The 21508-nt window shown below is 73.0% G+C and carries 14 protein-coding genes; 6 read left to right on the plus strand and 8 right to left on the minus strand.

The window, feature by feature from the left end; translation table 11 throughout:
- Positions 1 to 49: 49 nt before the first annotated feature.
- Positions 50 to 598 carry a dihydrofolate reductase family protein gene (locus AKI01S_RS11870; protein WP_083999396.1) on the minus strand — a complete coding sequence of 183 codons (549 nt, stop codon included), beginning with the start codon at positions 596 to 598 and terminating at the stop codon, positions 50 to 52.
- A 273-nt stretch (positions 599 to 871) separates the two neighbouring features.
- Here AKI01S_RS11870 and AKI01S_RS11875 point away from each other — a divergent pair, with 273 nt between their 5' ends.
- Complete coding sequence (locus tag AKI01S_RS11875) at positions 872 to 1852, plus strand: ATP-binding cassette domain-containing protein (RefSeq protein WP_067815065.1); 981 nt, start codon at positions 872 to 874, stop codon at positions 1850 to 1852.
- Positions 1849 to 2670 carry an ABC transporter permease gene (locus tag AKI01S_RS11880; protein WP_067815068.1) on the plus strand — a complete coding sequence of 274 codons (822 nt, stop codon included), beginning with the start codon at positions 1849 to 1851 and terminating at the stop codon, positions 2668 to 2670. Before AKI01S_RS11875 ends, AKI01S_RS11880 begins: the two co-directional genes overlap by 4 nt.
- Before the next feature lie 118 nt (positions 2671 to 2788).
- Here the strand turns inward: AKI01S_RS11880 and AKI01S_RS11885 are convergent, their stop codons facing one another.
- Entirely contained in the window at positions 2789 to 3832 is a 1044-nt protein-coding gene (locus AKI01S_RS11885; protein ID WP_218009645.1) for a methyltransferase, read from the minus strand.
- A 3-nt stretch (positions 3833 to 3835) separates the two neighbouring features.
- Positions 3836 to 5062 (minus strand): cytochrome P450, encoded by a 1227-nt coding sequence (locus AKI01S_RS11890; protein WP_067815071.1) that lies wholly within the window; start codon positions 5060 to 5062, stop codon positions 3836 to 3838.
- Positions 5063 to 5316: 254 nt separating this feature from the next.
- Here AKI01S_RS11890 and AKI01S_RS11895 point away from each other — a divergent pair, with 254 nt between their 5' ends.
- Both AKI01S_RS11895 and AKI01S_RS11900 read left to right on the plus strand, forming a co-directional pair.
- Complete coding sequence (locus tag AKI01S_RS11895) at positions 5317 to 6546, plus strand: cytochrome P450 family protein (protein WP_067815073.1); 1230 nt, start codon at positions 5317 to 5319, stop codon at positions 6544 to 6546.
- Positions 6547 to 6676: 130 nt separating this feature from the next.
- Positions 6677 to 8080: an FAD-dependent oxidoreductase gene (locus AKI01S_RS11900; protein WP_218009646.1), complete on the plus strand. Its 1404-nt coding sequence runs from the start codon at positions 6677 to 6679 to the stop codon at positions 8078 to 8080.
- A gap of 161 nt (positions 8081 to 8241) precedes the next feature.
- Here the strand turns inward: AKI01S_RS11900 and AKI01S_RS11905 are convergent, their stop codons facing one another.
- The 4 genes from AKI01S_RS11905 to AKI01S_RS11915 all read right to left on the minus strand — a co-directional run bounded on the left by AKI01S_RS11905 (position 8242) and on the right by AKI01S_RS11915 (position 16396).
- Positions 8242 to 8655 carry an enediyne antibiotic chromoprotein gene (locus AKI01S_RS11905; RefSeq protein ID WP_067815080.1) on the minus strand — a complete coding sequence of 138 codons (414 nt, stop codon included), beginning with the start codon at positions 8653 to 8655 and terminating at the stop codon, positions 8242 to 8244.
- 45 nt (positions 8656 to 8700) lie between these two features.
- Complete coding sequence (locus AKI01S_RS11910; RefSeq protein ID WP_169813948.1) at positions 8701 to 10773, minus strand: acyltransferase family protein; 2073 nt, start codon at positions 10771 to 10773, stop codon at positions 8701 to 8703.
- 76 nt (positions 10774 to 10849) lie between these two features.
- Positions 10850 to 11029: a hypothetical protein gene (locus AKI01S_RS50410; RefSeq protein ID WP_157419786.1), complete on the minus strand. Its 180-nt coding sequence runs from the start codon at positions 11027 to 11029 to the stop codon at positions 10850 to 10852.
- Positions 11030 to 11074: 45 nt separating this feature from the next.
- On the minus strand, positions 11075 to 16396 hold the full coding sequence (locus AKI01S_RS11915) for a type I polyketide synthase (protein ID WP_067815086.1): 5322 nt from the start codon (positions 16394 to 16396) through the stop codon (positions 11075 to 11077).
- Between the two features lie 341 nt (positions 16397 to 16737).
- On the opposite strand from AKI01S_RS11915, the gene AKI01S_RS11920 reads away from it, so the two are divergent.
- Entirely contained in the window at positions 16738 to 18408 is a 1671-nt protein-coding gene (locus AKI01S_RS11920) for a (2,3-dihydroxybenzoyl)adenylate synthase (protein WP_245681583.1), read from the plus strand.
- Between the two features lie 216 nt (positions 18409 to 18624).
- Positions 18625 to 20094, plus strand: a complete 1470-nt coding sequence (locus tag AKI01S_RS11925; RefSeq protein ID WP_218009647.1) for an FAD-binding oxidoreductase — start codon at positions 18625 to 18627, stop codon at positions 20092 to 20094.
- 90 nt (positions 20095 to 20184) lie between these two features.
- Here AKI01S_RS11925 and AKI01S_RS11930 read toward each other — a convergent pair whose 3' ends face one another.
- Positions 20185 to 21396 carry a cytochrome P450 family protein gene (locus AKI01S_RS11930; RefSeq protein WP_067815095.1) on the minus strand — a complete coding sequence of 404 codons (1212 nt, stop codon included), beginning with the start codon at positions 21394 to 21396 and terminating at the stop codon, positions 20185 to 20187.
- Between the last annotated feature and the right edge of the window lie 112 nt (positions 21397 to 21508).

Consider the following 21508-nt stretch of genomic DNA (forward strand, 5'->3'; position numbering starts at 1 on the left):
CCGGAAGGGGAGGGCCCGCGGCCGGCGGCCGGCGGGCGCGCGGTCCCTCCTACTTCCCGGCCGGCTCGTACCGCAGGCCCTGCACACCCGTGCTGTAGGTGGTGGCGTCGGCGAGCGTGAGCTCGAACGACCGGGTGACGTCGTCGAACAGGCGCGTGCCGCCGCCCACCACGACCGGGAAGATCATGAGCGCGAGTTCGTCGAGCACCCCCGCGACCAGCAGCGAGCGGACCAGCAGCGGGCTTCCGGGCACCTGGATGTTGCCCCCCTCCTGCTGCTTGAGCTCGCGCACCTTCGCCACGACGTCGCCCTTGACCAGCGTGGAGCCCTCCCATTCGAGGGTGTCGAGAGTGGACGACGCCACGTACTTGGGCGACCCGTTCAGGAAGGCGGCCATCGGATTGGAGTCGCCCTGTTCCGGCCACAACTTGGCGAACTCCAGGTAAGTGCGGCGTCCCAGCAGGACGGTGTCGGCGCTCTCCAGCGCCTCCGCCATCACCCCGGCCATTTCGGGCGCCCAATATTGCTCCGTCCATTGGTCCGGCGACTCCACCACGCCGTCCAGCGACATCATCAGACCGGCACAGAGTTTGCGCATGGTGCTCTCCTCATCAGCGGTTTTGCGGACGGATCGGCGACGTCCCGGGATAGATCGCCGACGGGGCACGGTTCCGACCCTGGACCAATACGCCACCGGTGGCAACCACCGTCGCGAAAGAGCCGGCCGACAGCGGAACCCTACCGGTGCGGATCCCTTCTGTCGGCCAGTCAGCAGATCGGTCAGAACCCGCGCGACAGGTCGCGATGAGTTTCGCGGAGTCGCCGGGTCGACACAGTGGCACGGCGACGTGCGACCAGAAGGGAGTCCTTGGTGGAACATGCGATTCACGTCGATGGGCTGGTGAAACGCTTCGGCGACAAGGCCGCGCTCGACGGCGTCGACCTGCAGGTCGGAAGCGGCATCCTGCTCGGGCTGCTCGGCCCCAACGGGGCGGGCAAGACGACGATGGTGCGGGTGCTGGCGACCCTGCTGAAACCGGACGGCGGCAAGGCGACCGTGTACGGGCACGACGTCGTCCGGGACGCGCACAAGGTGCGGCAACTCATCGGGGTGACCGGGCAGTACGCCTCGGTCGACGCGAACCTGACCGGGGTCGACAACCTGCTGCTGATCGGCCGGCTCCTCGGGCTGTCGGGGCGCGAGGCCAAGAGGCAGACCGACGAGCTGCTGACGAGGTTCGACCTGCACGACGCGGCGGGCCGGCAGGTCAAGACGTACTCCGGCGGCATGCGCCGGCGTCTGGACCTGGCGCTGAGCCTGGTCGGCAACCCCCGGCTGCTCTACCTGGACGAGCCCACCACGGGCCTGGACCTGCCCTCCCGGCTGAAGCTGTGGGAGATGGTCCGCGCCCTGGTCGCCGACGGCGTCACGGTCCTGCTGACCACGCAGTACCTGGAGGAGGCCGACGCGCTGGCCAACGAGATCGTCGTCATCGACCAGGGCAAGGTGATCGCCACCGGTTCCCCCGACGAGCTGAAGTCCCGGATCGGCGCGCAGCGGCTGGAGGTCAAGCCCGTCCGGCCGCTCGACGTCCCGCGGGTCGCCGAGGTGGTCGAGGCGATCGTGGGCCGGCGGCCCGACGTGCAGGGGCAGCTGGTCACCGCGCTGGCGGCCGACGCCCAGACCCTGCAGACCGCCGTCCAGCGCCTGCGCGAGGCGGACGTCGACATCGCCGAGCTGTCCCTGCGGGGTTCGAGCCTCGACGAGGTGTTCCTCGCGCTGACCGGCCACCGGGCCGAAGAGTCCACCGAGGCCGTCCAGGACGGCGCACCCCAGGAGGTGTCGGCATGACCGCCGCGATCGAGACCGCTCCGCGGCTGCCCGAGCTCGCGCCGCGCGTCGGCCCGCTCCAGGGGCTGCGGCAGACCCTGACGCTGGCCCGACGCGTGATCATCCAGGTCCGGCACAACCCCCAGGAGCTGGCCGACCAGAGCTTCCAGCCGATCATCTTCACGCTGCTGTTCACCTACGTCTTCGGCGCGTCGATCGCCTCCGACGGGGACCGGCAGACCTACCTGCAGTTCATGATCCCCGGCATGCTGGCCATGAACATGCTGTTCAACTCCCTCTACGTCGGCCAGGGGCTCAACACCGACCTGGCGATGGGCGTGTTCGACCGGATGCGGACACTGCCGATCGCGCGCTGGGCCCCGCTGGCCGGTCGCATCCTCGCCGACCAGCTCATGCAGCTGTGGGGCATCGTGCTCGTCTTCGCCGTCGGCCTGCTCCTCGGGTTCCGGCCGGGCAACGGGGTGCAGGGCATGCTCGCCGGCACGCTGCTGCTGCTGTTCTTCGCCCTCGCGTTCTCCTGGGTGGCGGTGCTGGTGGGCGTCGCCTCCAAGAACGCCCAGCAGGTGCAGGTCTTCGGCATGGCCGTGGTGCTGCCGATCAACTTCGTCAGCGGCACGTTCGCGCCGGTGGAGACGATGCCCACGGCGCTGCAGAAGTTCGCCGAGTACACCCCGGTCGGCAACCTGCTGGAGGCCAGCCGCGGGCTCATCAACGGCGGGCCGGTCGCCACGCCGCTGTGGTGGACGGTCGTGTGGGCGGTGGCGCTCGTGCTCATCTTCGCGCCGCTGTCCATCCGCGCCCTGAACCGCAAGACCTGACGGCGGCCGGTGCCGGGGGCGCCCCCGGCGGCACACGGCCGGACACGAAGCGGGCCGCCCGCGCACCGGCGCGGGCGGCCCGCCGAACATGACCCGTCTCCCGGGCCGGGCGCGGGGCTCAGGGCTTGCGGGCCAGCACGGCGCCGTTCGCCCCCGGGGCGCGGAACCGCACGGTCCGCACGTCGCCGAACCCGGCGGCCCGCAGCCAGTCGCCGTACTCCCCGGCCGTGTAGTTGCGGCCCCAGGTCCCGACCAGCATGTTCAGGCTCATCAGCGCCGCGTCCAGCGGGCCGGTCCGGTCGTCGTCGACGAGCAGTTCGCTGATCACCAGGAGGCCGCCGCGGGGCAGCGCCCGGAAGCACTTGCCCAGCAGTTCCCGGTTCCGCGCCTCGTCCCAGTCGTGCATGATCATGGAGAGCAGGATCGCGTCATGGCCGTCCGGCAGCTCCTCGTCCGCGAAGAAGTCGCCCGGGTGCGGGCTCACCCGCTCCGACAGCCCGGCGGCGCCGATCCGTTCCGCCGCGTGCTCGCACACGTGCGGCAGGTCGTAGACGGTGGCGCGCAGGCCGGGGTACCGGCGGCACAGCTCGATGTCGAAGGCCGCGCCGCCGCCGCCGACGTCGAGCAGCCTGGTGACGCCGCCGAAGTCGACGGCCTCGCCGAGCGCCCGCGCCGTGACTGCGGAGAGCGGGTACAGGCCGTCCCAGAACAGCTTGGCCCTGTTCTCGGACGTGAAGATGTCCTCGCGCTGCTCGGCGGTCCACCGGCTGGGGCGGTTGGTCCTGACGGCCTCGGTGACCCGCATCCAGCCGGTGAACGCGTGGTCCCGCAGCATCCGGATGTAGTCGCCGAAGCAGTAGGGCCGCCCGCGCACCAGGTAGTGGTCGGCGACCGGCGTGTTGCGGAAGCCCGCGCCGTCGCGCTCCACCAGGCCGAGCGCCGCGCAGGCGGTGAGCACGATCTCCGCCGGCCGCTCGTCGACGCCGACGCCGGCGGCCACCTCGGCCACGGTCGCCGTGCCCTTGGCGGACAGGAAGGTGAACAGGTCCAGGTCCTCCGCCGCGACGAGCGTCTGCGACACCAGCAGCCCCTGGGCCATCTGGGCCAGGACGTCGGCGGCGGGCGGCTCGGTCTCCGGCCCCGGAGGGGTGAGGTCGTCCATGGCTCAGCCCTCCTGCCCGTCCGGTCCGGTGCCCGGCGTCTCGAACCGGACGTGGATGCCGGAGAAGACGATGTGCCGCCCGTTCTCGAAGTGGCGGCGGGGCTCCTCGGTGAGGAAGTACGCCGGACGCCGGGCGAGCTCGTCCAGGGTGGCCCGGAGTTCCATCCGCGACAGCTGCGCGCCGATGCAGTGGTGGATACCGAACCCGAAGCTCAGGTGGTGGTGGGAGTTCCCGCGGCCGGGGTCGAACTCGTCCGGCGCGGGGAACTTCGCGGGGTCGCGGTTGGCGGCGTCGAACAGCAGCACGACCCTGGAGCCGCCGGGGATGGTCACCCCGTCGATCGTGACGTCCCGGGTGGTCACCCGGGTGAGCCGGTCGGCGGGGCACCACCGGCGCAGCGACTCCTCGACCACGGCGGTCCGGAGCTCCGGTTCGGTCCTGAGGCGCTCCTGCAGCTCCGGATGCCCGGCCAGGTACCACAGGAGGCGGCTGGCCGAGTTCATCGGGTTGTCGTGCCCGGCCACGCAGTACGACACGATGATGGAGTACAGCATGTCCTCGGAGATCGGCTCGCCGTCCACGCGCGCGTTGACCAGGTGCGACAGGTAGTAGTCGCCCGGCTCCTCGCGGGCCCGCCGGATCTCCTCCGACAGCAGGGAGCGGAAGGCGGGCCAGAAGCCCTCGGCGTCGCTGTCCCTGGACAGGCGCTTCCACATGCTGCGCGTCAGGTCGCGGATCCGGTGCTGGGCCGCGTCCGACAGCCCGATGGCCAGGCCCAGGACGCCGATCGAGAGCGGCTGGGCCAGCCGGGTGAACAGGTCCGCCTCGCCCTTCCGGACGAGGGGGTCCACCAGGTCGGCGACGAGCCGGGCGACGGCGGGCTCCAGGCGGCGCAGCGCCTCCCTCTCCATCGGCGGCGCCATGAGCTTGCGGATCACCCGGTGCTCGGGCGGGTCGTAGTCGATCGGCGAGAACTTCGGCATCCCCGCGGCGCGCGGAAAGTGCACGCCGAAACCCGAGCTGAAGGTCTCGTAGTCGCGCAGCGCCGCCTTGACGTGCTCGTAGCGCGACAGCACCCAGAAACCGCCGTGCGCCGGCGAATAGGTCACGGCCGCGCGCTCGCGGATCTCGCTGTTGACGATCTCCGCCACTTCCGGGGTGTATTCCGGGTCGTGGTAGTCGAATTCCCGGACGAGTCGAGCGACGACGTCCTCTTGGGTTGCCCTCATTTTTCCCTCACGGTCTTCCGTTTGGCCGAGGATCGGTTCTCGATCGCTCACCGGGTGATCCGGCGGGCGCCCGCGCGGGTCACTTCGATCCTCGGTGAGGGGCGTACGGAGGGCATCTCGCATATTGCCGATCCGCACGTCCCCACCGGTCCGCGACCGGCCCGGAAGGCAGCGGTTTCCCAGCGCCATTTCGAAGAAGCCAGGCGTTACCCGTCTGCCTACAGTGATAGGCCACCACGTTCGGAGGTTTCGTCGTGAAACGCACATGCCCTGTGACCCTCGACCGGACCGGAACGGATATCCACGCCGAGAACGCCCGGTTGCGTTCCCAGGGCCCGGTGGCCCGGGTGGAGCTTCCGGGCGGGGTCCCCGGATGGACGGTGATCGGCCACGACCTGGCCAGGAGGGTGCTGTCCGATCCGCGGTTCACCAAGGACCCGCGGAACTGGCCCGCCTACGTGAACGGCGAGATCCCGCCGGACTGGCCGATGATCACGTGGGTGGTGATGGACAACATGACCACCCATGACGGCCCCGACCACGCCCGGTTGCGCAGGCTGATCTCCCGGGCCTTCACCGCGCGGCGGGTCGCCGCCACCCGGCCGCTGATCGAGCGGATCACGACCGGTCTGCTGGACGACCTGGCGGCGGTCCCGCCCGGGGAGGTCGTCGACCTGAAGGCGCGCTTCGCCTACCCCCTGCCCGCGAGCGTGGTCTGCGACCTGTTCGGCGTGCCGCCCGAGTCCCGCGCCGAGGCGCTGCGCGGCGGCGAGGTGAACACCACCACCGCGATCACCCCGGAGGAGGCCGCGGCCAACGTCGAGCAGTGGCAACGGGCGCTCGGAGCGCTCGTCGAGGCCAAGCGCCGGGAGCCCGGCGACGACCTGACCAGCGTCCTGGTCGACGCGGCCGAGGACGGGACGCGGCTCACCGACGAGGAGCTGGTCGGCACCCTGTTCCTGATGCTCGGCGCCGGTTCCGAGACGGTGATGAACCTCCTGTGCCACGCGGTCGTCGACCTGCTGTCCCATCCCGACCAGCTCGACCTGGTGCTGACCGGGAAGGTCGACTGGGAGCAGGTCGTCGAGGAGTCCCTGCGGGGGCAGTCGCCCATCGCCCACCTGCCGTTCCGCTTCACGACCGAGGACGTCGAGGTCGGCGGGGTGACGATCCCCCGGGGGGACCCGGTGCTCATCGGCTTCGCCGGGATCGGCCGCGACCCGGCGCTGCACGGCGAGGAGGCGGCCCTGTTCGACATCACCCGGGCCGACAAGACGCACCTGTCGTTCGGCCACGGGGTCCACTTCTGCCTGGGCGCGCCGCTGGCCCGGCTGGAGGCGGCGATCGCGCTGCCCGCCCTGTTCGACCGGTTCCCCGGCATCAGGCTCGCGGCCGGACGGGACCGGCTGGCGCCCCAGCCGACCTTCATCATGAACGGGCCCGCCGCCGTGCCGGTGACGCTGGGCGGGCACGGCACCGCCTGACCGGCCCGCGGGCGGCGGGCGACCGCCGGCGTTCCCCTCGTTTTCCTCGCGCTGAACGCATTCCAAGAGATGCATCGCCTTTGCGCCGATCGCACTATTTGGGAGGCGGTCGACAATGGCTGGAGGAAACGTGGTCCAACAACTCGGAGAACACGCCGTCGTGCTCGGCGGAGGAATGGCCGGCCTGATGACATGCCGCGTCCTCGCGGACCGGTACCGCAGGGTGTCGGTGATCGACCGGGACACGCTGACCGGGGTGACCCGGGCCCGCGGCGGCGTGCCGCAGGCCCGCCACGCGCACGCGCTGCTGGCCCGGGGCCAGCAGACGATGGAGGAGCTGTTCCCCGGCCTCCAGGAGGAACTGGACGCGGCCGGGGTCCTCACCGGCGACGTCGCGGGGGATCTCCGCTGGTACCTCGACGGCCGGCCGCTGCGGCGGGCGCGCTCCGGCGCGCTGAGCGTCTCGGCGGCCCGGCCCGACCTGGAGGCCCACGTGCGGGCCAGGGTCGCCGCGCTGCCCAACGTGGAGTTCCGGGAGAACACCGTCATCCAGGGGCTCACGGCCTCCGCCGACCGCGGCCGCGTCACCGGCGTCCGGCTGGCGGGCGACGGCCCGGTCCCCGAGACGCTGGCGGCCGACCTGGTCGTCGACACGACCGGCCGGGGCAGCCGCACGCCGCTCTGGCTCCGGGAGATGGGCTACGAGCGTCCCCCCGAGGACAGGGTCAAGATCGACCTGGCCTACACCTCGCGGTTCTTCAGGCTGGACAGCGACCCCTTCGGGGACGCCCTCGCCATCAACCCGCTGTCCTCGCCGGCGAACCCGCGGGGGGCGTTCTTCGGGAAGTTCCCCGACGGGATCGCCCTGCTGTCGCTCACCGGGATGCTGGGCGACCATCCGCCGCGCGACCACGAGGGCTTCCTCCGGTTCGCCGCCACGCTCCAGCCGCCCGAGATCTACCAGGCGGTGCGGACCGCCGAGCCGCTGGGCGACATCGCCTCCTTCCGGGTCCCGGCCAGCGTGCGCCGCCGCTACGACCGGCTGCGGCGCTTCCCCGCCGGGCTGCTGGTGCTCGGCGACGCCCTGTGCGTCTTCAACCCGGTGTACGGCCAGGGGATGACGCTGGCCGCGATGGAGGCGCACGCGCTCGCCGCGCACCTGGCGGCGGGCGAGCCGCGGCCGCTGCGGTTCTTCCGCGAGGTCAAGCCGTTCATCGACGTGGCCTGGGAGACTTCGGCCAGCGCCGACCTGGCGTACCCCGGGGTCGAGGGGCCCCGCACGCTGAAGGTCAGGCTCGGCAACGCCTACATGGCGCGGTTCCTCGAGGCGGCCCAGAACGACGGCAGGTTCACCGCGACGTTCTTCCGGGTCGCGGGTCTCCTCGACCCGCCGCAGACGCTGATGCGCCCCGGCCTGGTGCGCGACGTGCTGCGCGCCTCCGGACGCGGGAGCAGGCGGTCGCTGGTCGGCCGCGGCCGGCCCGCCGGGCTGCTCGACGACTCCTCCCCCGCTCCCGGACACCGCGCCTCGTAGCGCGGCGGCTCGAAGCGACGTGCGTATGGCCGGGCCCCGGGGCCCGGCCATACGCATGTGACGGCGCCTGTCCCCGAACGTCGGAGCCGCCCGCGCCGGGCTGCGAGAGTCCGGCGCGGGCGGCCACTGGTGTTCGTGCGGCCGGAAAGCCGCGTCGTCGGTTACCGGAAGGAGATCGGCACGTCGGCCGCGTGGTTCAGGTCGAGGTCACCGATGCCGACCTCGCAGCTGTGAACCTTGCAGTCCACCGTGCCCCAGGCGGTCCCGTCGAACAGGACGCCCGGGTAGGTGGCGCGGACGGTCAGCGGTGTCGAGAAGTTCCCGCCGGCGTCGGCCTGGCCCTCGACGATGTCCGGGAAGCTGCACGCGAACTTCCCGGGCTCGACCTCCGCGCACTGCCCGAGGCGGTACGTGGTGCCGGGGTTCAGACCGCTGACGTCGGCCTGGACCACCTGGCCGTCGGTCAGGCCCGTCGAGGGGGTCACCGTCATCGACGCGTCGGCGGTGGCGGGGGACTGGAGCGTCGTCGCCAGCGCAAGGGCGAGCGCCGACGCTCCGATCAGTTTCCTGAGCATGACTTCCTTTCCGGGAGCTGTGCGCCCGCGGTCGCGGGCGCGTTCCTACCTGGTTCCGGCGGGCCGGGCCGCGTCACCGGGCCCGCCGTCGTGCCCGGCCGGGTGCCGGGCGCGTTCGTGGAGGGCCGCGATGGCCTCGGCGAGCCGATCCAGGTCGGCCGTGTCGGTCCGCTCCCCCTGCCACAGGGACAGCGGATCGGCGGTGAGGACGGTGCGGAGGCGGTCCAGTTCGGCGCGGGCGGCGGCGACCGCCTCCGACGGCGCCGTGCCGCCGTTGTCCGAATGGACCCGCACCCGTTCCAGGTCCGTGCGGAGGTCGTCCAGCCGTCCGGTCACCTCGTTCCAGACCGCCTCGACGTGGGTGACCAGTTCCGCCAGGCCGCCGAAGAGCTCGTTCATCCGCTCCACCGCCGCCGCGGGGGTGAGGCGCCGCTGCCCGTTGTCGGTGATGTGCCGCTCGGCGAGCGGGGGCGGTTCCTCGCTGACCAGGACCGTGGGGCCGTCGAACAGCTCGGCGATCCCGGCCGGGCCGCTCTCGGGCGGCCGGCCGGACGCGTCCAGGGTCCGCGCCGCCTGGTCCACCACCGCGGAGTACGCGTTGAAGATCTCCCACAGGGTCGCCAGGTCCCTGGTGGCCCCGTCCCAGGCCCGTCTGGTGCGGCCGGTCAGGTCCGCGCCGTCGAGCAGCTGCCGTCCCAGGCTGCGGTCCAGGTCGACGAGGTTCGACCGGATGGCGTCGCGGTCGGCGACCGCCGCCGCGACGCTCGCCGCGACCTCCTCGGGAGGCGCCGCCTTCGTCGTGCGGGCCGCGGCGGCGGCCGGCCGGGGGACGACGGAACCGGCGGGGCCGGGGAGCACGGCCCTGCGGTCGGGGTCGGCAAAGCGGCGGTCGGCCCATCTCATGATCGGGCGTTCCAGCAGGAAGTAGCTGAGCGAGGCCAGGATGACGGCGCCGGTGAGCGTGGCGGCCTCCAGGGCCCAGAAGCCGCTCTTGGCGTAGAGCTGGTCGAGCGTCCTGGCCTCGCCGCCGAACACGGTGCCGGGCTGGAGGTAGAAGTGCATCGCGGCCATGTGCCACAGGTAGACGCCGTACGAGATCTTCCCGAGGTAGGCCAGCACCCCGTTGCCCAGGACCCGTTCGGTCGACGTCCGCCGCGCCCCGCGCACGACCAGCGGCAGCGACGCGGTCAGCCCGAACAGCGAGACGATGACGTAGGCGATGAACAGGCCGGACACCGAGTAGTAGTCGTCCATCCCGATGACGCTGAACGGCCGGACGCAGTTGACCACGTACAGGCCGAGCGAGGCGAGCCAGAACAGCTGCGGACGCGCGGTCGCCAGCCGCACCAGCCGCGGCGTGTCCTTGGGCGACACCTCGGCCAGGGCCAGCTGGACGGCCATGAACACGCCCACCGCGATGGTCGGCGCGAACCCCAGCGGCCACCAGAAGATGATGCGGTGGTCCCAGCCCTGGCCGGTCACCACGAACAGCCAGGCGACGCCGATCCCCATCAGGACCGGCACCGGGAGCATCAGCCGCCGGGCGCGGGCCGCCGGGGTCGCGCCCCGCCGCGCGAAACCCTGCACGGCCCACGCGACCAGCGGCAGCGCCAGGTACCACTGGACCATGCTCGGCACGCTCCAGGTGACCTCCATGCCGTTCATCGGGTTGGCCTCGAAGGGCGTCGGCACGTAGATGTGGAGCAGCAGGGCGGGCCACAGGGCGGACCAGCCGTCGTCGAGGACGTCGCGGTTCAGCGTCAGCAGCATCACCGCGTACAGGACGTAGTAGGCGGGCAGCAACCGGAGCATCCGGCGCACGAAGCCGTTGCGCTGCGAGGGGGCCCGTTCGCCCCGGATGATCGCCCTGGCGACCGGCCGGAAGTAGAACATCGCCGGCAGGGCGAACAGCACGCCGATGAAGGCGGGCATGCCGCTCACGAAGAAGGCCCCGACGACGTTGCTCGGCGGCTGCGCGGGTTCGAACTCCCGCGTTCCCAGCAGCGCCGAGAACATCGCCACGTGCACGGTCAGCAGGCCGAGCGAGGCCACCGCCCGGAGCCCGAATATCGCCGACGAACGGGTCCGCCCGCCGCCCGAAGCTTCCACTACGCTCACCACTACGTCCTTTCGCGATCCGGCCGACCGGCCCGCTGCCGGTACGGTTGCTCAGGGCGGCGGGGCGCGCCCCGGTTCAGTCGACGACGGCCCTGATGAAGCTCAGGCTCTCCCTGAGCCACGGTCCCTCCAGGGTCTGCACGACCTTCTTGAGGTCGGGGACCTGTCCCTCGAGGAGCTCCTTCACGACCCGCAGCTCGCTGGAGTTCACGCTGAAGGTCTTGGTGCCGTCCTCGTTGTCGGTCACTTTCGGCATGCCGGTCTCCCTTCTGATCGGTTGGTCGTGGACGCGGGGAGGGCCCTACGCGCCGACCGGCTCCACCGCGGCGTCGTCGTCGTGGGTGTCGTGGGCGTCGTCGTGCGCGCCGTCGTCGGGGCGGAGCGCGTCGAGGAGGTGGCCGGCGAGCGCGGCGATGCTCGGCTTGCTCCACAGGATGTTGGGCGGCAGGTCGAGGCCGTAGCGGCGCTGCATCCGCACCCGGAGCGCGACGGTCATCACCGAGTCGACGCCGAGTTCGGCCAGCGGCCGCTTGAGCTCGATCTCCTCGGCGGCCAGGTTCAGCTCGGCGGCGACCTGCTCGCGGACGTCGGCGGTCATCAGGGCGAGCCGCTCGTCCTCCGCCGGTCCGGCCCAGTCGATGGTGAAGGCGTCGCCGGCGTCACCGGCGTCCTCGGCCACGGTCAGCTCGCGGAACATCGGCACCCGCGGCGTGCCCGGCGGCAGCGGCAGGACGCGCAGCACCGCCTTGTAGGGCGAGCGGAAGCGGTCGGCGAACGACCAGGACCGGAACGCCTCGGTGGCGGTGACCACCTCCAGCCCGCGGGAGTTGGCCTCCAGCATGGTGCCGTCGATGGCCTCCGACATGCCCATCCCGCGCCACGACGTCCAGCCGAGGCTGACCGTCTCGGTCCCGCCCGCGGCCTGGCGGTGCGCGGCGAGCGCGTCGAGGTAGGAGTTGGCCGACGCGTAGCCGGCCTGGCCGGTGAGCCGGGCGAACTGGCCGCAGGAGGAGAACAGGACCATGAAGTCCAGCGAGCCGGGCGGGAAGATCCGGTGCAGCACCATCGCGCCGACGGCCTTCGGCCCGAGCACGTCGTGCAGGCCGCTCCGGTCCACCTTGCCGACCATCGCGTCGCGGACCACGCCCGCGGCGTGGACGACGCCCCGGACGGGCGGCAGCCCGTGGGCGGACGGGTCCAGCGCCTCGGCGACCCGGTCGGCGTCGGTGATGTCGAGCGCCAGCACCTTGACGGTCGCGCCCAGGGCCTCCAGCGCCTGCACGCCCGCGATCTGGCGGCGGACCCGCGCGTCGCGCACGCGCGGCCACTGCGAGCGGGGCGGCAGGCCGTGCCGGCCCACCAGCAGGAACCGGCGCGCGCCGAGGTCCACGAGCCATTCGGCCACCGCCAGTCCCAGCGCGCCCAGCCCACCGGTGATCAGGTAGGTCCCGGACGGCTGGCAGCGCAGCGTCCCGCCCTCGGCCGGACGCGTGATCGGGACCAGCCGCGGTACCTCGGCCGCGTCCCCCGTCAGGGAGATGACGTCCTCCTCGCCCGCGGCGCGCTCCATGAGGGTCAGGAACCGCTGGCCGGTGTCGTCGTTCAGGTCGGTGACGTCGACGAGCCCGCCCCACAGCTCGGGGTGCTCCCCGGCGACGATGCGCGCGGCGCCCCACAGCGGCGCGTGGGCCAGCGACGTCTCCTCCCGCGCGGTGCGCACCCCCCGCGTCAGGCACCACAGCCGCGTGTCCCGGGCCGGGTCGCCGGAGCGCAGGCCCTCGGCCAGCCGCTGCGCCGTGCGCAGGAGCATCCAGGCGTTGTCCTCGGCGACCCGCTCGGGCGGTTCGCCGTTCGTCGCCGACGGCGCGACGACGACCGCGTCGGCCGCGGCGAGCGCGTCCCGGTCCAGTTCCTCCGCCGCGAAGGCGCGGGCGCAGTCGATCCCGGCCTCCTCCAGCTGCCCGGTGAGGCGGCCCGCCAGGGCGCCGTCGCCGACCAGCACGACCCGCCGCACCGGCCGGCGACCGGCGCGCTCGGCGCCGTCGAGGGCGAACGGGTGCCAGTCGATCTCGTGGACGAGGTCGCGGGGCGAGGCCACCGCGCCGGGCTCGTCCTTCAGCGCGGCGAACCGCAGCCCGGTGACCTCGCCGACGACCTGCCCGCTCTCGTCGGCGATCAGCACGTCGACGGTGTCCTCCGGGGAGGCCGGCGACCGGCGCGAGTGCACGACGATCCGGGCGGGCGGCTCCCCGCGGAACGCCACCGCGTCGATGTGGCAGGACATCCACAGCCTGCGGGCGTCCTCGGGCGTCACCACCACGGCGCTGATGGTCAGCGCGCCGTCGATGACGTGGGCCCAGCTGGCGGCGTGCTCGGCGGGCGACGGCTCGATCGTGATCAGGGCGAGCTGCTCGGCGTCGTTGCGGCGCAGCTCGGTGACCTCCCAGTCGAAGGCGTAGCCGCCGACGCCCATGGTCCGGAACATGTCGTCCACCGCCGACCAGGGCGTCCGCCGGTCGCACCGGGCGCGCACGGCCTCGACGTCCACCGTGCCCGCCGCCGGCTCCCGCCCCCGGTCGACGGTCGCGGTCACGTGGGTGAGCCACTCGTGCTCGGTGTCCCCGTCGGCGACCCGCGTCGCCAGCCGCAGCGCGTTCTCGGCCAGCACGACCTGGACCACGCGCGGCGGGGTGACCGCGACGGGGGTGCGGAGCACGATGTCGCTCAGGGCGGGCGGCCTGCCGTCGGGTCCGGTGGCCGCCGTCGCGAACGTGTCGATGATGACGGCGGCGGGCGTGATCTCGACGCCGACGACCTCGTGGCTCTGCGGGTACGGGCGGCAGGTCAGGTCGAGGTGGGTCTGCCACACCTGGCGGACCGGGCTGTCGCTGACCGTCATGCGGCCGCCGAGCAGGGTGTGGCGGTCCGGGTCGTGGCCCCCGCCGAACCCGGCCTCGTGGTCGGAGCCGGAGAACACCCAGTAGGGCCGGTGCTGCCACGCCACGGCGGGCATCTCGACCAGCGTCCCGCCGGGGTGCTCGCGCGACCAGTCCACGGCCGCGCCGTTGCAGTGGAGCGTGGCCAGGTTGCCGAGCAGGGTGCGCGCCTCGTCGGAGTCCCGGCGCAGGCTCGGCACGGCGGTGGCGTCCTCCACCCCCATGTGGTCGCAGGTCTCGGCGATCGAGTGCGTCACCACCGGGTGGGCCGACAGCTCCACGAACAGCCGGTGGCCGTCCTCCAGGGCCGCCTGGACCGCCTGCGTGAACCGGACCGGCTGCCGCAGGTTGGTGGTCCAGTACGCGTCGTCGCGCGCCTCGTCGGACCGGGGGTCGGCCAGCGCGGTGGTGTACAGCGGGATCCGTGCCGGACGGGGGTGCAGCTCCGCCGCGGCGGCCCGCACCTCGGCGGTCACCGCGTCGACGTGCGGGCTGTGGAACGCGATGTCCGTCGCGACCTGCCGGACGTCGATGTCCTCGGCCCTCAGCTCGTCGGCGAGGGCGGCGACGGCCTTGCGGTCGCCGGAGACGACCGTCGACCCGGGGCTGGCCGCGATGCCCACCCCGACGTCGGTGCGGTCGCCGAGCCGGCGCCGGCACTCCTCCCAGTCCAGCGCGACCAGGGCCATCGCGCCCGGCCCCTCCACCCGGCGCAGCGCCGTCGCCCGGCGGCAGGCGAACCGGGCGGCCTCCCGCACGTCGAGGCATCCGGCCACCACGGCGGCGGCGATCTCCCCCACCGAGTGGCCGATGACCGCGCCGGGGGCGAGGCCGTGCCGGCGCCACACCTCGGCGAGGCCGATCTGCATGGCGAAGGTGAGCGCCTGGACGTGCGAGGCGCTCCACGGGCCGCCCCTGGTCAGCGCCGCCCGCGGGGTCCAGCCGAGCTCCGCCTCGAACACCTCGGCCAGCGAGTCGATCGCGGCGGCGAACGCGGGCTCCTCCTCCAGCAGTTGGCGTCCCATGCCCGACCACTGGGCGCCGTGCCCGGAGAACACCCAGACCGGTCCCGTGGCCTGCCCGGCCGCCGTGCGCGCCGTGACCAGCCCCGGCGCCCGGCGCTCCTCGGCCAGGGCGTGCAGGGCCGCCGCCAGCTCGGCGGTGGAGCCGGCGACGACCGCCGCCCGCTGCGCCAGGTGCGACCGGCGCCGGGACAGCGTGTGCCCGACCGACTCCAGGTCGGCGTCGGGGTTGTCGGCCAGCCAGTCCGCGGTCTTCCCGGCGAGGGCGCGGAGCCCCGCCTCGGACATCGCCGACAGCGGGAAGACCGACGCCCGGCGGGCGTCGCGGCGCGGCCGCGCCGTCTCCGGGCGGGCCTGCCCGGACGGGGCCTCCTGCAGGACGAGGTGGGCGATCGTCCCGCCCACGCCGTAGCTCGACACGCCGGCCCGCCGCGGGGTCCCGTTCGCGGTCCAGGGGGTGCGCTCGCCGACCAGGCGCAGCCCGCAGGACTCCCAGTCCACGTCGGGGTGCGGCTCCGAGTGCAGGCTCGGCGGCAGTTCGCCGTGCCGCAGGGCGAGCACGGTCTTGATGACCCCGGCGATCCCCGATCCGCCCTCGATGTGGCCGATGTTCGGCTTCAGCGAGCCGACCAGGCAGGGGTCGTCCGCCCGGCGGCCCCGGCCGAACACCTCGGCCAGCGCCAGGGCCTCCTCGCGGTCCCCGACCGGGGTGCCGGTCCCGTGCGCCTCGACGTACCCGACCGTGTCCGGTGCGATGGCCGCGCGCCGGTAGACCTCGCGCAGCATGTGCTGCTGGGCCTGGCTGTTCGGCGCCATCATGCCGTCGGAGCGGCCGTCCTGGAACACGCCGCTGCCGAGCACCACGGCCAGCACCGGGTCCCCGTCGCGCCGGGCGTCGGCCAGCCGCTTCAGGACCACCACGCCCGCGCCCTCGCCGCGGCCGTAGCCGTCGGCGTCCCTGTCGAACGCCTTGCTGCGCCCGTCCGGTGAGGTCGCGCCGGCGGCGTCCAGGGCCACGAACAGGGCGGGCGTCGCCATGATGTTGACACCGCCGACGATGGCCAGCGGCGTCTCCCCCGACCGCAGGCTCTGGCACGCGTAGTGCAGCGCGGTCAGCGAGCCCGCGCACGCGGTGTCGAAGGCCACGCTCGGCCCGCGCAGGTCCAGGAAGTAGGAGGTCCGGTTGGCGATCCCGTAGTAGGTCGTCCCGTTGACGGCGTACGCGCCGGTGCGCGGGATGTCCTCCAGGAGGCGGCGGCCGTAGTCGTTGGAGTTCGCGGCGGTGAACACGCCCGCCTCCGAGCCGCGCAGCGACAGCGGGGGGATTCCGGCGTTCGCCAGCGCCTCCCACGCCAGTTCCAGAATGATGCGCTGTTGCGGGTCGAGGAAATCGGCCTCGCGCGGTGAGATGCCGAAGAAGTCGGCGTCGAATCCCTCGATGTCGTCGAGGAAGGAGCCGAGTCGCGTCGTCCGCCGCATGATCGCGGTCGCCTGCGGGCTGCTCGACGCGTACGGTTCCCATCGTTTGTCCGGCATCTGGCCCACCGAATGCCGGCCCTCGGCGAGGAAAGACCACAGCTCGTCCGGCGAGGACAGGTCGGGAGAGAACCTGCAGCTCATCCCCACGATCGCTATGGCTTCCGAGAGTTTCCCAGTCTCGCCCATATCGTGCTCCTCCAAGGAACCGGCATCCCGAGAATCGGAATACCGCACAAACCCCGTTCACCTCGAAAGGTCGATCTCTCCACCCTTTCCAGGTACGAACAAATGTTTGAACGATCCGATCTCCAGCTCGAACACTAAGCCCGCCCACAGGGCGAGGGAAGGTCGTTCCCGGTACCGAGCAATTACAAAGAAGGCAGTTCAGGAGAAGCGGCCGTCAACGGTCTCCGGTGATCCTTGTGCAGTTGACGAACCGATCATCCGTGTCGCGCCGAAAGGGCCGTGCGCCAGCGCGGTTCCCGTGGCGCGCGTCGTTCCGGAGGAGGCGCCAGGTGGCCGCGAGAGTGACGAGACCGAGCCGCGCGAGCATCGTTCCCTGGCCGGACGAGGTGGCCGCCGCCTACCGCGCCAAGGGGTACTGGGACGGCCGCCCGCTCGGCGCCCGCCTGTACGCCGCCGCGGACGCCGACCCGGACGCCGTCTGCCTGGTGGACGGCGAGCGGCGGCTGAGCTACCGCGAGCTGACGGCCCGCGCGGACGGCGCCGCGACGCGCCTGCGGGAGCTCGGGCTGCGCCCGGGCGACCGCGTGGTCGTGCAGTTGCCGAACTGCTGGGAGTTCGTCGTGCTGACGGTGGCGCTCCTGCGGCTGGGAGTCCTCCCGGTGATGGCGCTGACCGCGCACCGGCAGGGGGAGATCTCCTCGGTGGCCGCCGTCGCGCAGGCCAGGGCGCTGCTCGTGCCCGGCACCGTCAGGGACTTCGACCACCAGGCCATGGCCCTGGCGGTCGCCGCGCAGGTGCCCGAGGTGGAGCACGTCCTGGTGCTGGGCGACGGCGTCCGGGACGGCGGCGTCGACCTGCGGGCGCTGTGCGAGCCGGCCGACGACGCCGACGCCGCGCGCGGGACGCTCGACGCGATCGCCCCCGACGGGAGCGCGGTGGCGCTCTTCCTGCTGTCCGGCGGCACGACGGGCATGCCCAAGCTGATCGCCCGCACCCATGACGACTTCGGCTACATGATCCGGCGGGCCGTGGAGCTGTGCGGTTTCGGGCCCTCCACCGTCTACCTCGCGGTGCTCCCGCTCAGCCACGGGTTCCCGATGGCCGGTCCGGGCGTCCTCGGCACCCTGATGTCGGGCGGGCGGGTCGTGATCGCGCCCTCGCCCGCCCCGGAGCGGGCGTTCGCCGTGATCGAGCGGGAGGGGGTCACCGCCACCTCGCTGGTCCCGGCCGCCATCCAGCGCTGGGTGGAGCACCGCGAGACCGACCGTGGCCGGGACCTCGGCTCGCTGCGACTGCTTCAGTCGGGCGGCTCCCGGCTGGAGGAGCGGCTGGCGCGCCGGATCGCGCCGACGCTGGGGTGCACGCTCCAGCACGGGTACGGGATGTCGGAGGGGCTGCTGTGCTACACGCGCCTCGACGACCCCGAGGACGTCATCCTGGGCACGCAGGGACGGCCGGTGTCCCCGGACGACGAGCTCCTCGTCGTGGACGAGGACGGCCGGCCGGTGGCCCCGGGTGAGCCGGGGGAACTGCTCACCCGGGGCCCCTACACCGTCCGGGGCTACTACCGGGGCGGGGACCTGAACGCGCGCTCATTCACCGAGGACGGCTGGTACCGCACCGGCGACCTCGTGCGGCTGCGCCCGGACGGCAACCTGCTCGTCGACGGCCGCGTCAAGGACGTCATCAACCGGGGCGGAGAGAAGATCGCGGCCGAGGAGGTCGAGCACTTCGCCCGCCGGGTCGACGGCGTCCGGGCGGCCGCCGCGGTGGCCGTTCCCGATCCCGAGCTCGGGGAGCGGGTGTGCCTGTGCGTCACCGTCCATCCGGGACGGGCGGTGCGGCTGGCCGACGTGCACGCGGTGATGGAGCGGGCGGGCGTGGCCCGGTTCAAGTTCCCCGAACGGCTCGTCCTGGTCCCGGAGATGCCGCTCACCGCGATCGGCAAGGTCGACAAGAAGGCGCTGCGCGCCACCGTGGACGGCGCGTTCTCCCCGTCCCCCATGCCCTGATCCTGCCAAATGTCAGAAATCGGAGTCTCGGGCGTTCCGGTGTGATCAGCTCAAGCCCGTCGGTTCCCAACGACCAGCAGGGAGCAAGCGATGTCCTCAATCCCCCGGCGCAGAGTCCTGGCATCGACAGGGGCCCTGGCGGGTGCCGCCCTGATACCCACCGAGGCGTCGGCCGCCGCCGGCCCGACGCCGGCCGGCCGAGTCCTCCCCGAGGACGTGCGCTACCCCGACCTCGTCCGCGGGTTCAACCTCCGCTGGGCCGGAAGGCCCGACTACGTGCTCCTGCCGACGACGACCGAGCAGGTCGTCCGGGCCGTCTCCGACGCGGTCCGGTCCGGCCGCCGCGTCACGGTCCGCAGCGGGGGCCACTGCTTCGAGGACTTCACCACCACCCCGGACATCAAGGTGGTCATCGACCTGAGCCAGCTGGCCGCGATCTCCTACGACGCCGACCGGCGGGCGATCGAGGTCCAGGCGGGCGCCACCCTGGTCGAGGTCTACGACACGCTGTTCCGGCGCTGGGGGGTCACCGTGCCGGGCGGGCAGTGCCTGTCGGTCGGCGCGGGCGGCCACGTCCCCGGCGCCGGCTATGGGCCGATGTCCCGCATGTACGGCCTGATCAGCGACCACCTGTACGCGGTCGAGGTCGTCGTGGTGGACCGGGACGGCGGCGCCCGCGCCGTGGTCGCCCGCCGCGACGACCCCGACGCCCGGCTCCGCGACCTGTGGTGGGCCCACACCGGCGGCGGGGGCGGAAGCTTCGGCATCGTGACGCGCTTCTGGTTCCGGACGCCGGGCGCGACGGGGGACGACCCGTCCGGCCTGCTGCCGAAGCCGCCCTCCCACACCTGGCTGAGCTCGGTGATCTGGCCGTGGGAGGGGCTGACCGAGGCCGGGTTCACGCGGCTGGTGCGCAACTACGGAAGCTGGTACGAGCGCCACCGCGACGCCGGGACCCCCTTCGACGGGCTGTTCAGCCGCTTCAACCTGCTCCACAAAGCCGGCGGGGTCGTCCAGCTGGCCAGCACGCTGGCCTCCAACGGCGGCGACGCCGAGCAGCGGATGCGCGAGTTCGTGGCCGCGGTCGGCGAGGGCGTGGGCGTCTCCTCCATGGTCACCGAGCACCGGCGGGTGCCGTGGCTGCACTCGGTCTCCTGGGCCAACAACGCCGGCGCCGACCCGACCGGCCGGGCCGACTACAAGTCCGCCAACATGCGCCGGGGCTTCACCGCCGAGCAGCTCGCCGCCATGTACCGCCACCTCACCCGCACCGACTACCAGCACCAGACGGCCCTGGTCTCGATCGCCTCCCTGGGGGGGAGGATCGGTGCGGTGGCGCCCGGCCACACTGCCGTGGCGCAACGCGACTCGATCATGCGGGCGATGTTCTTCGCCACCTGGCACGACGCCGCTGAGGACGACCGGCACGTCGCCTGGGTGCGCGAGTTCTACAAGGGCGTCTTCGCCGCGACGGGCGGGGTCCCGGTCCCCAACGAGGTCACCGACGGCTGCTTCATCAACTACCCCGACGGCGACCTCAACGACCCGCGCTGGAACTCCTCGGGCGTGCCCTGGCACACGCTGTACTTCAAGGACAACTACGCCAGGCTGCAACGCACCAAAGCCCAGTGGGACCCCCGCGACGTCTTCCACCACTCCCAGTCGATCCGTCCGCCCGCGCGCTGAGGCGGGCGGCGGGCACCCGTTCCCCGACGGATCACAGGGGGCACCGGCGGCCGGCGCCGGTGCCCCCTCCGCGTCGCCCGTCCGCTCCGCTCAGCGCAGGAGCACGGGCAGTTCGGTCAGGCCGTGGTGGAACATGCTGGTGCGCCAGGTGAGCGTCTCGGCCGGCCGGGCCAGCCGCAGCCGCGGGAAACGGGCGACCAGCGAGCCGATCGCGACGACGCCCTCGAGCCTGGCCAGCGGCGCTCCCAGGCAGTGGTGGTAGCCGTGCCCGAAGGCCAGGTGGGCGTTGTCGCCCCGGTCCAGCAGCAGCCGGTCGGGAGCGTCGAACCGGCCGGGGTCCCGGTCGGCGGCCAGCAGCGACACCAGGACGGTCGCCCCTGCCGGGATGTCCACCCCGCCCAGGGTCAGCGGCTCGGTGCTGCGGCGGGCCGTGAGCTGGACGGGGCTCTCGTACCGCAGGACCTCCTCCACCGCCGCGGGCAGCAGGCCGGGGTCGGCGCGGAGCCGGTCCAGCTGGGCGGTGTCGCCCAGCAGGCTCAGCACGCCGTTGCCGATGAGGTTGACCGTGGTCTCGTGCCCCGCCACCAGGAAGAGGAAGAGCATCGAGGTCAGCTCGTCCTCGCTCAGCCTGTCGTCGCCGTCGCGCACGGCGGTCAGCGCGGACAGCAGGTCCTCCCCGGGCTCGCGCCGCTTGCGGTCGAGCAGGGAGCGCACGTAGTCGAGCATCTCGCCCGCCGTGGCGGTGAGCCGGTCGAGGGGGACCATGCTGGAGGTGAGGACGGTGGTCCACCCGTGGAAGGTGTCGCAGTCCTCCTCGGGGATGCCGAACAGCTCGGCGAGCACCTGCAGCGGCAGCGGCAGCGCCAGCCCGGCGATCAGATCGACCTCGTGCTCGCCGTCCAGCGCGTCGAGCAGCGCGTCGGTGCGCCGCTGGATCCACGGCCGCAGCCGCTCGGTGCGGCGCCGGGTGAACGCGGCCGACACCAGCCGCCGCAGCCGGGTGTGGTCGGGCGGGCTCATGCTGAGCATGTGGCTGTTCATCGCGCGCCGCAGGTGCTCGGGCATCCGGCGTCCGCCGCCGACGTCGCCGGTGCGGTTCTCCAGCCGCGGGTCGTTGAGGGCCGCGCGCGCCGCCTCGTACCCGGTGACCAGCCACGCGGTCCCTCCGGACCCCAGCGTGACCCGGTGCACCTCCCCCGCCTGGTGCAGGCCCGCGTTCCCGGCATGACGCTCGGCCGCATGCCCCAGCGTGATATCGGTGAGCTTCCGGTGGGGTGCCGTGTCACGGAGGCTCTCTGTCATACGTGGTCACATCCATCCTCTGACATGCGCTTCCAGCATCACCGCACGCCCCACGGCCTGAGCGGGCCACCCTGGGGGCGGCCCGCTCAGGCCGTGGGCCCTCTGCCGGACG

It is taken from the genome of Actinomadura kijaniata NBRC 14229 (genome assembly GCF_001552175.1).
Lineage (GTDB): Bacteria > Actinomycetota > Actinomycetes > Streptosporangiales > Streptosporangiaceae > Spirillospora > Spirillospora kijaniata.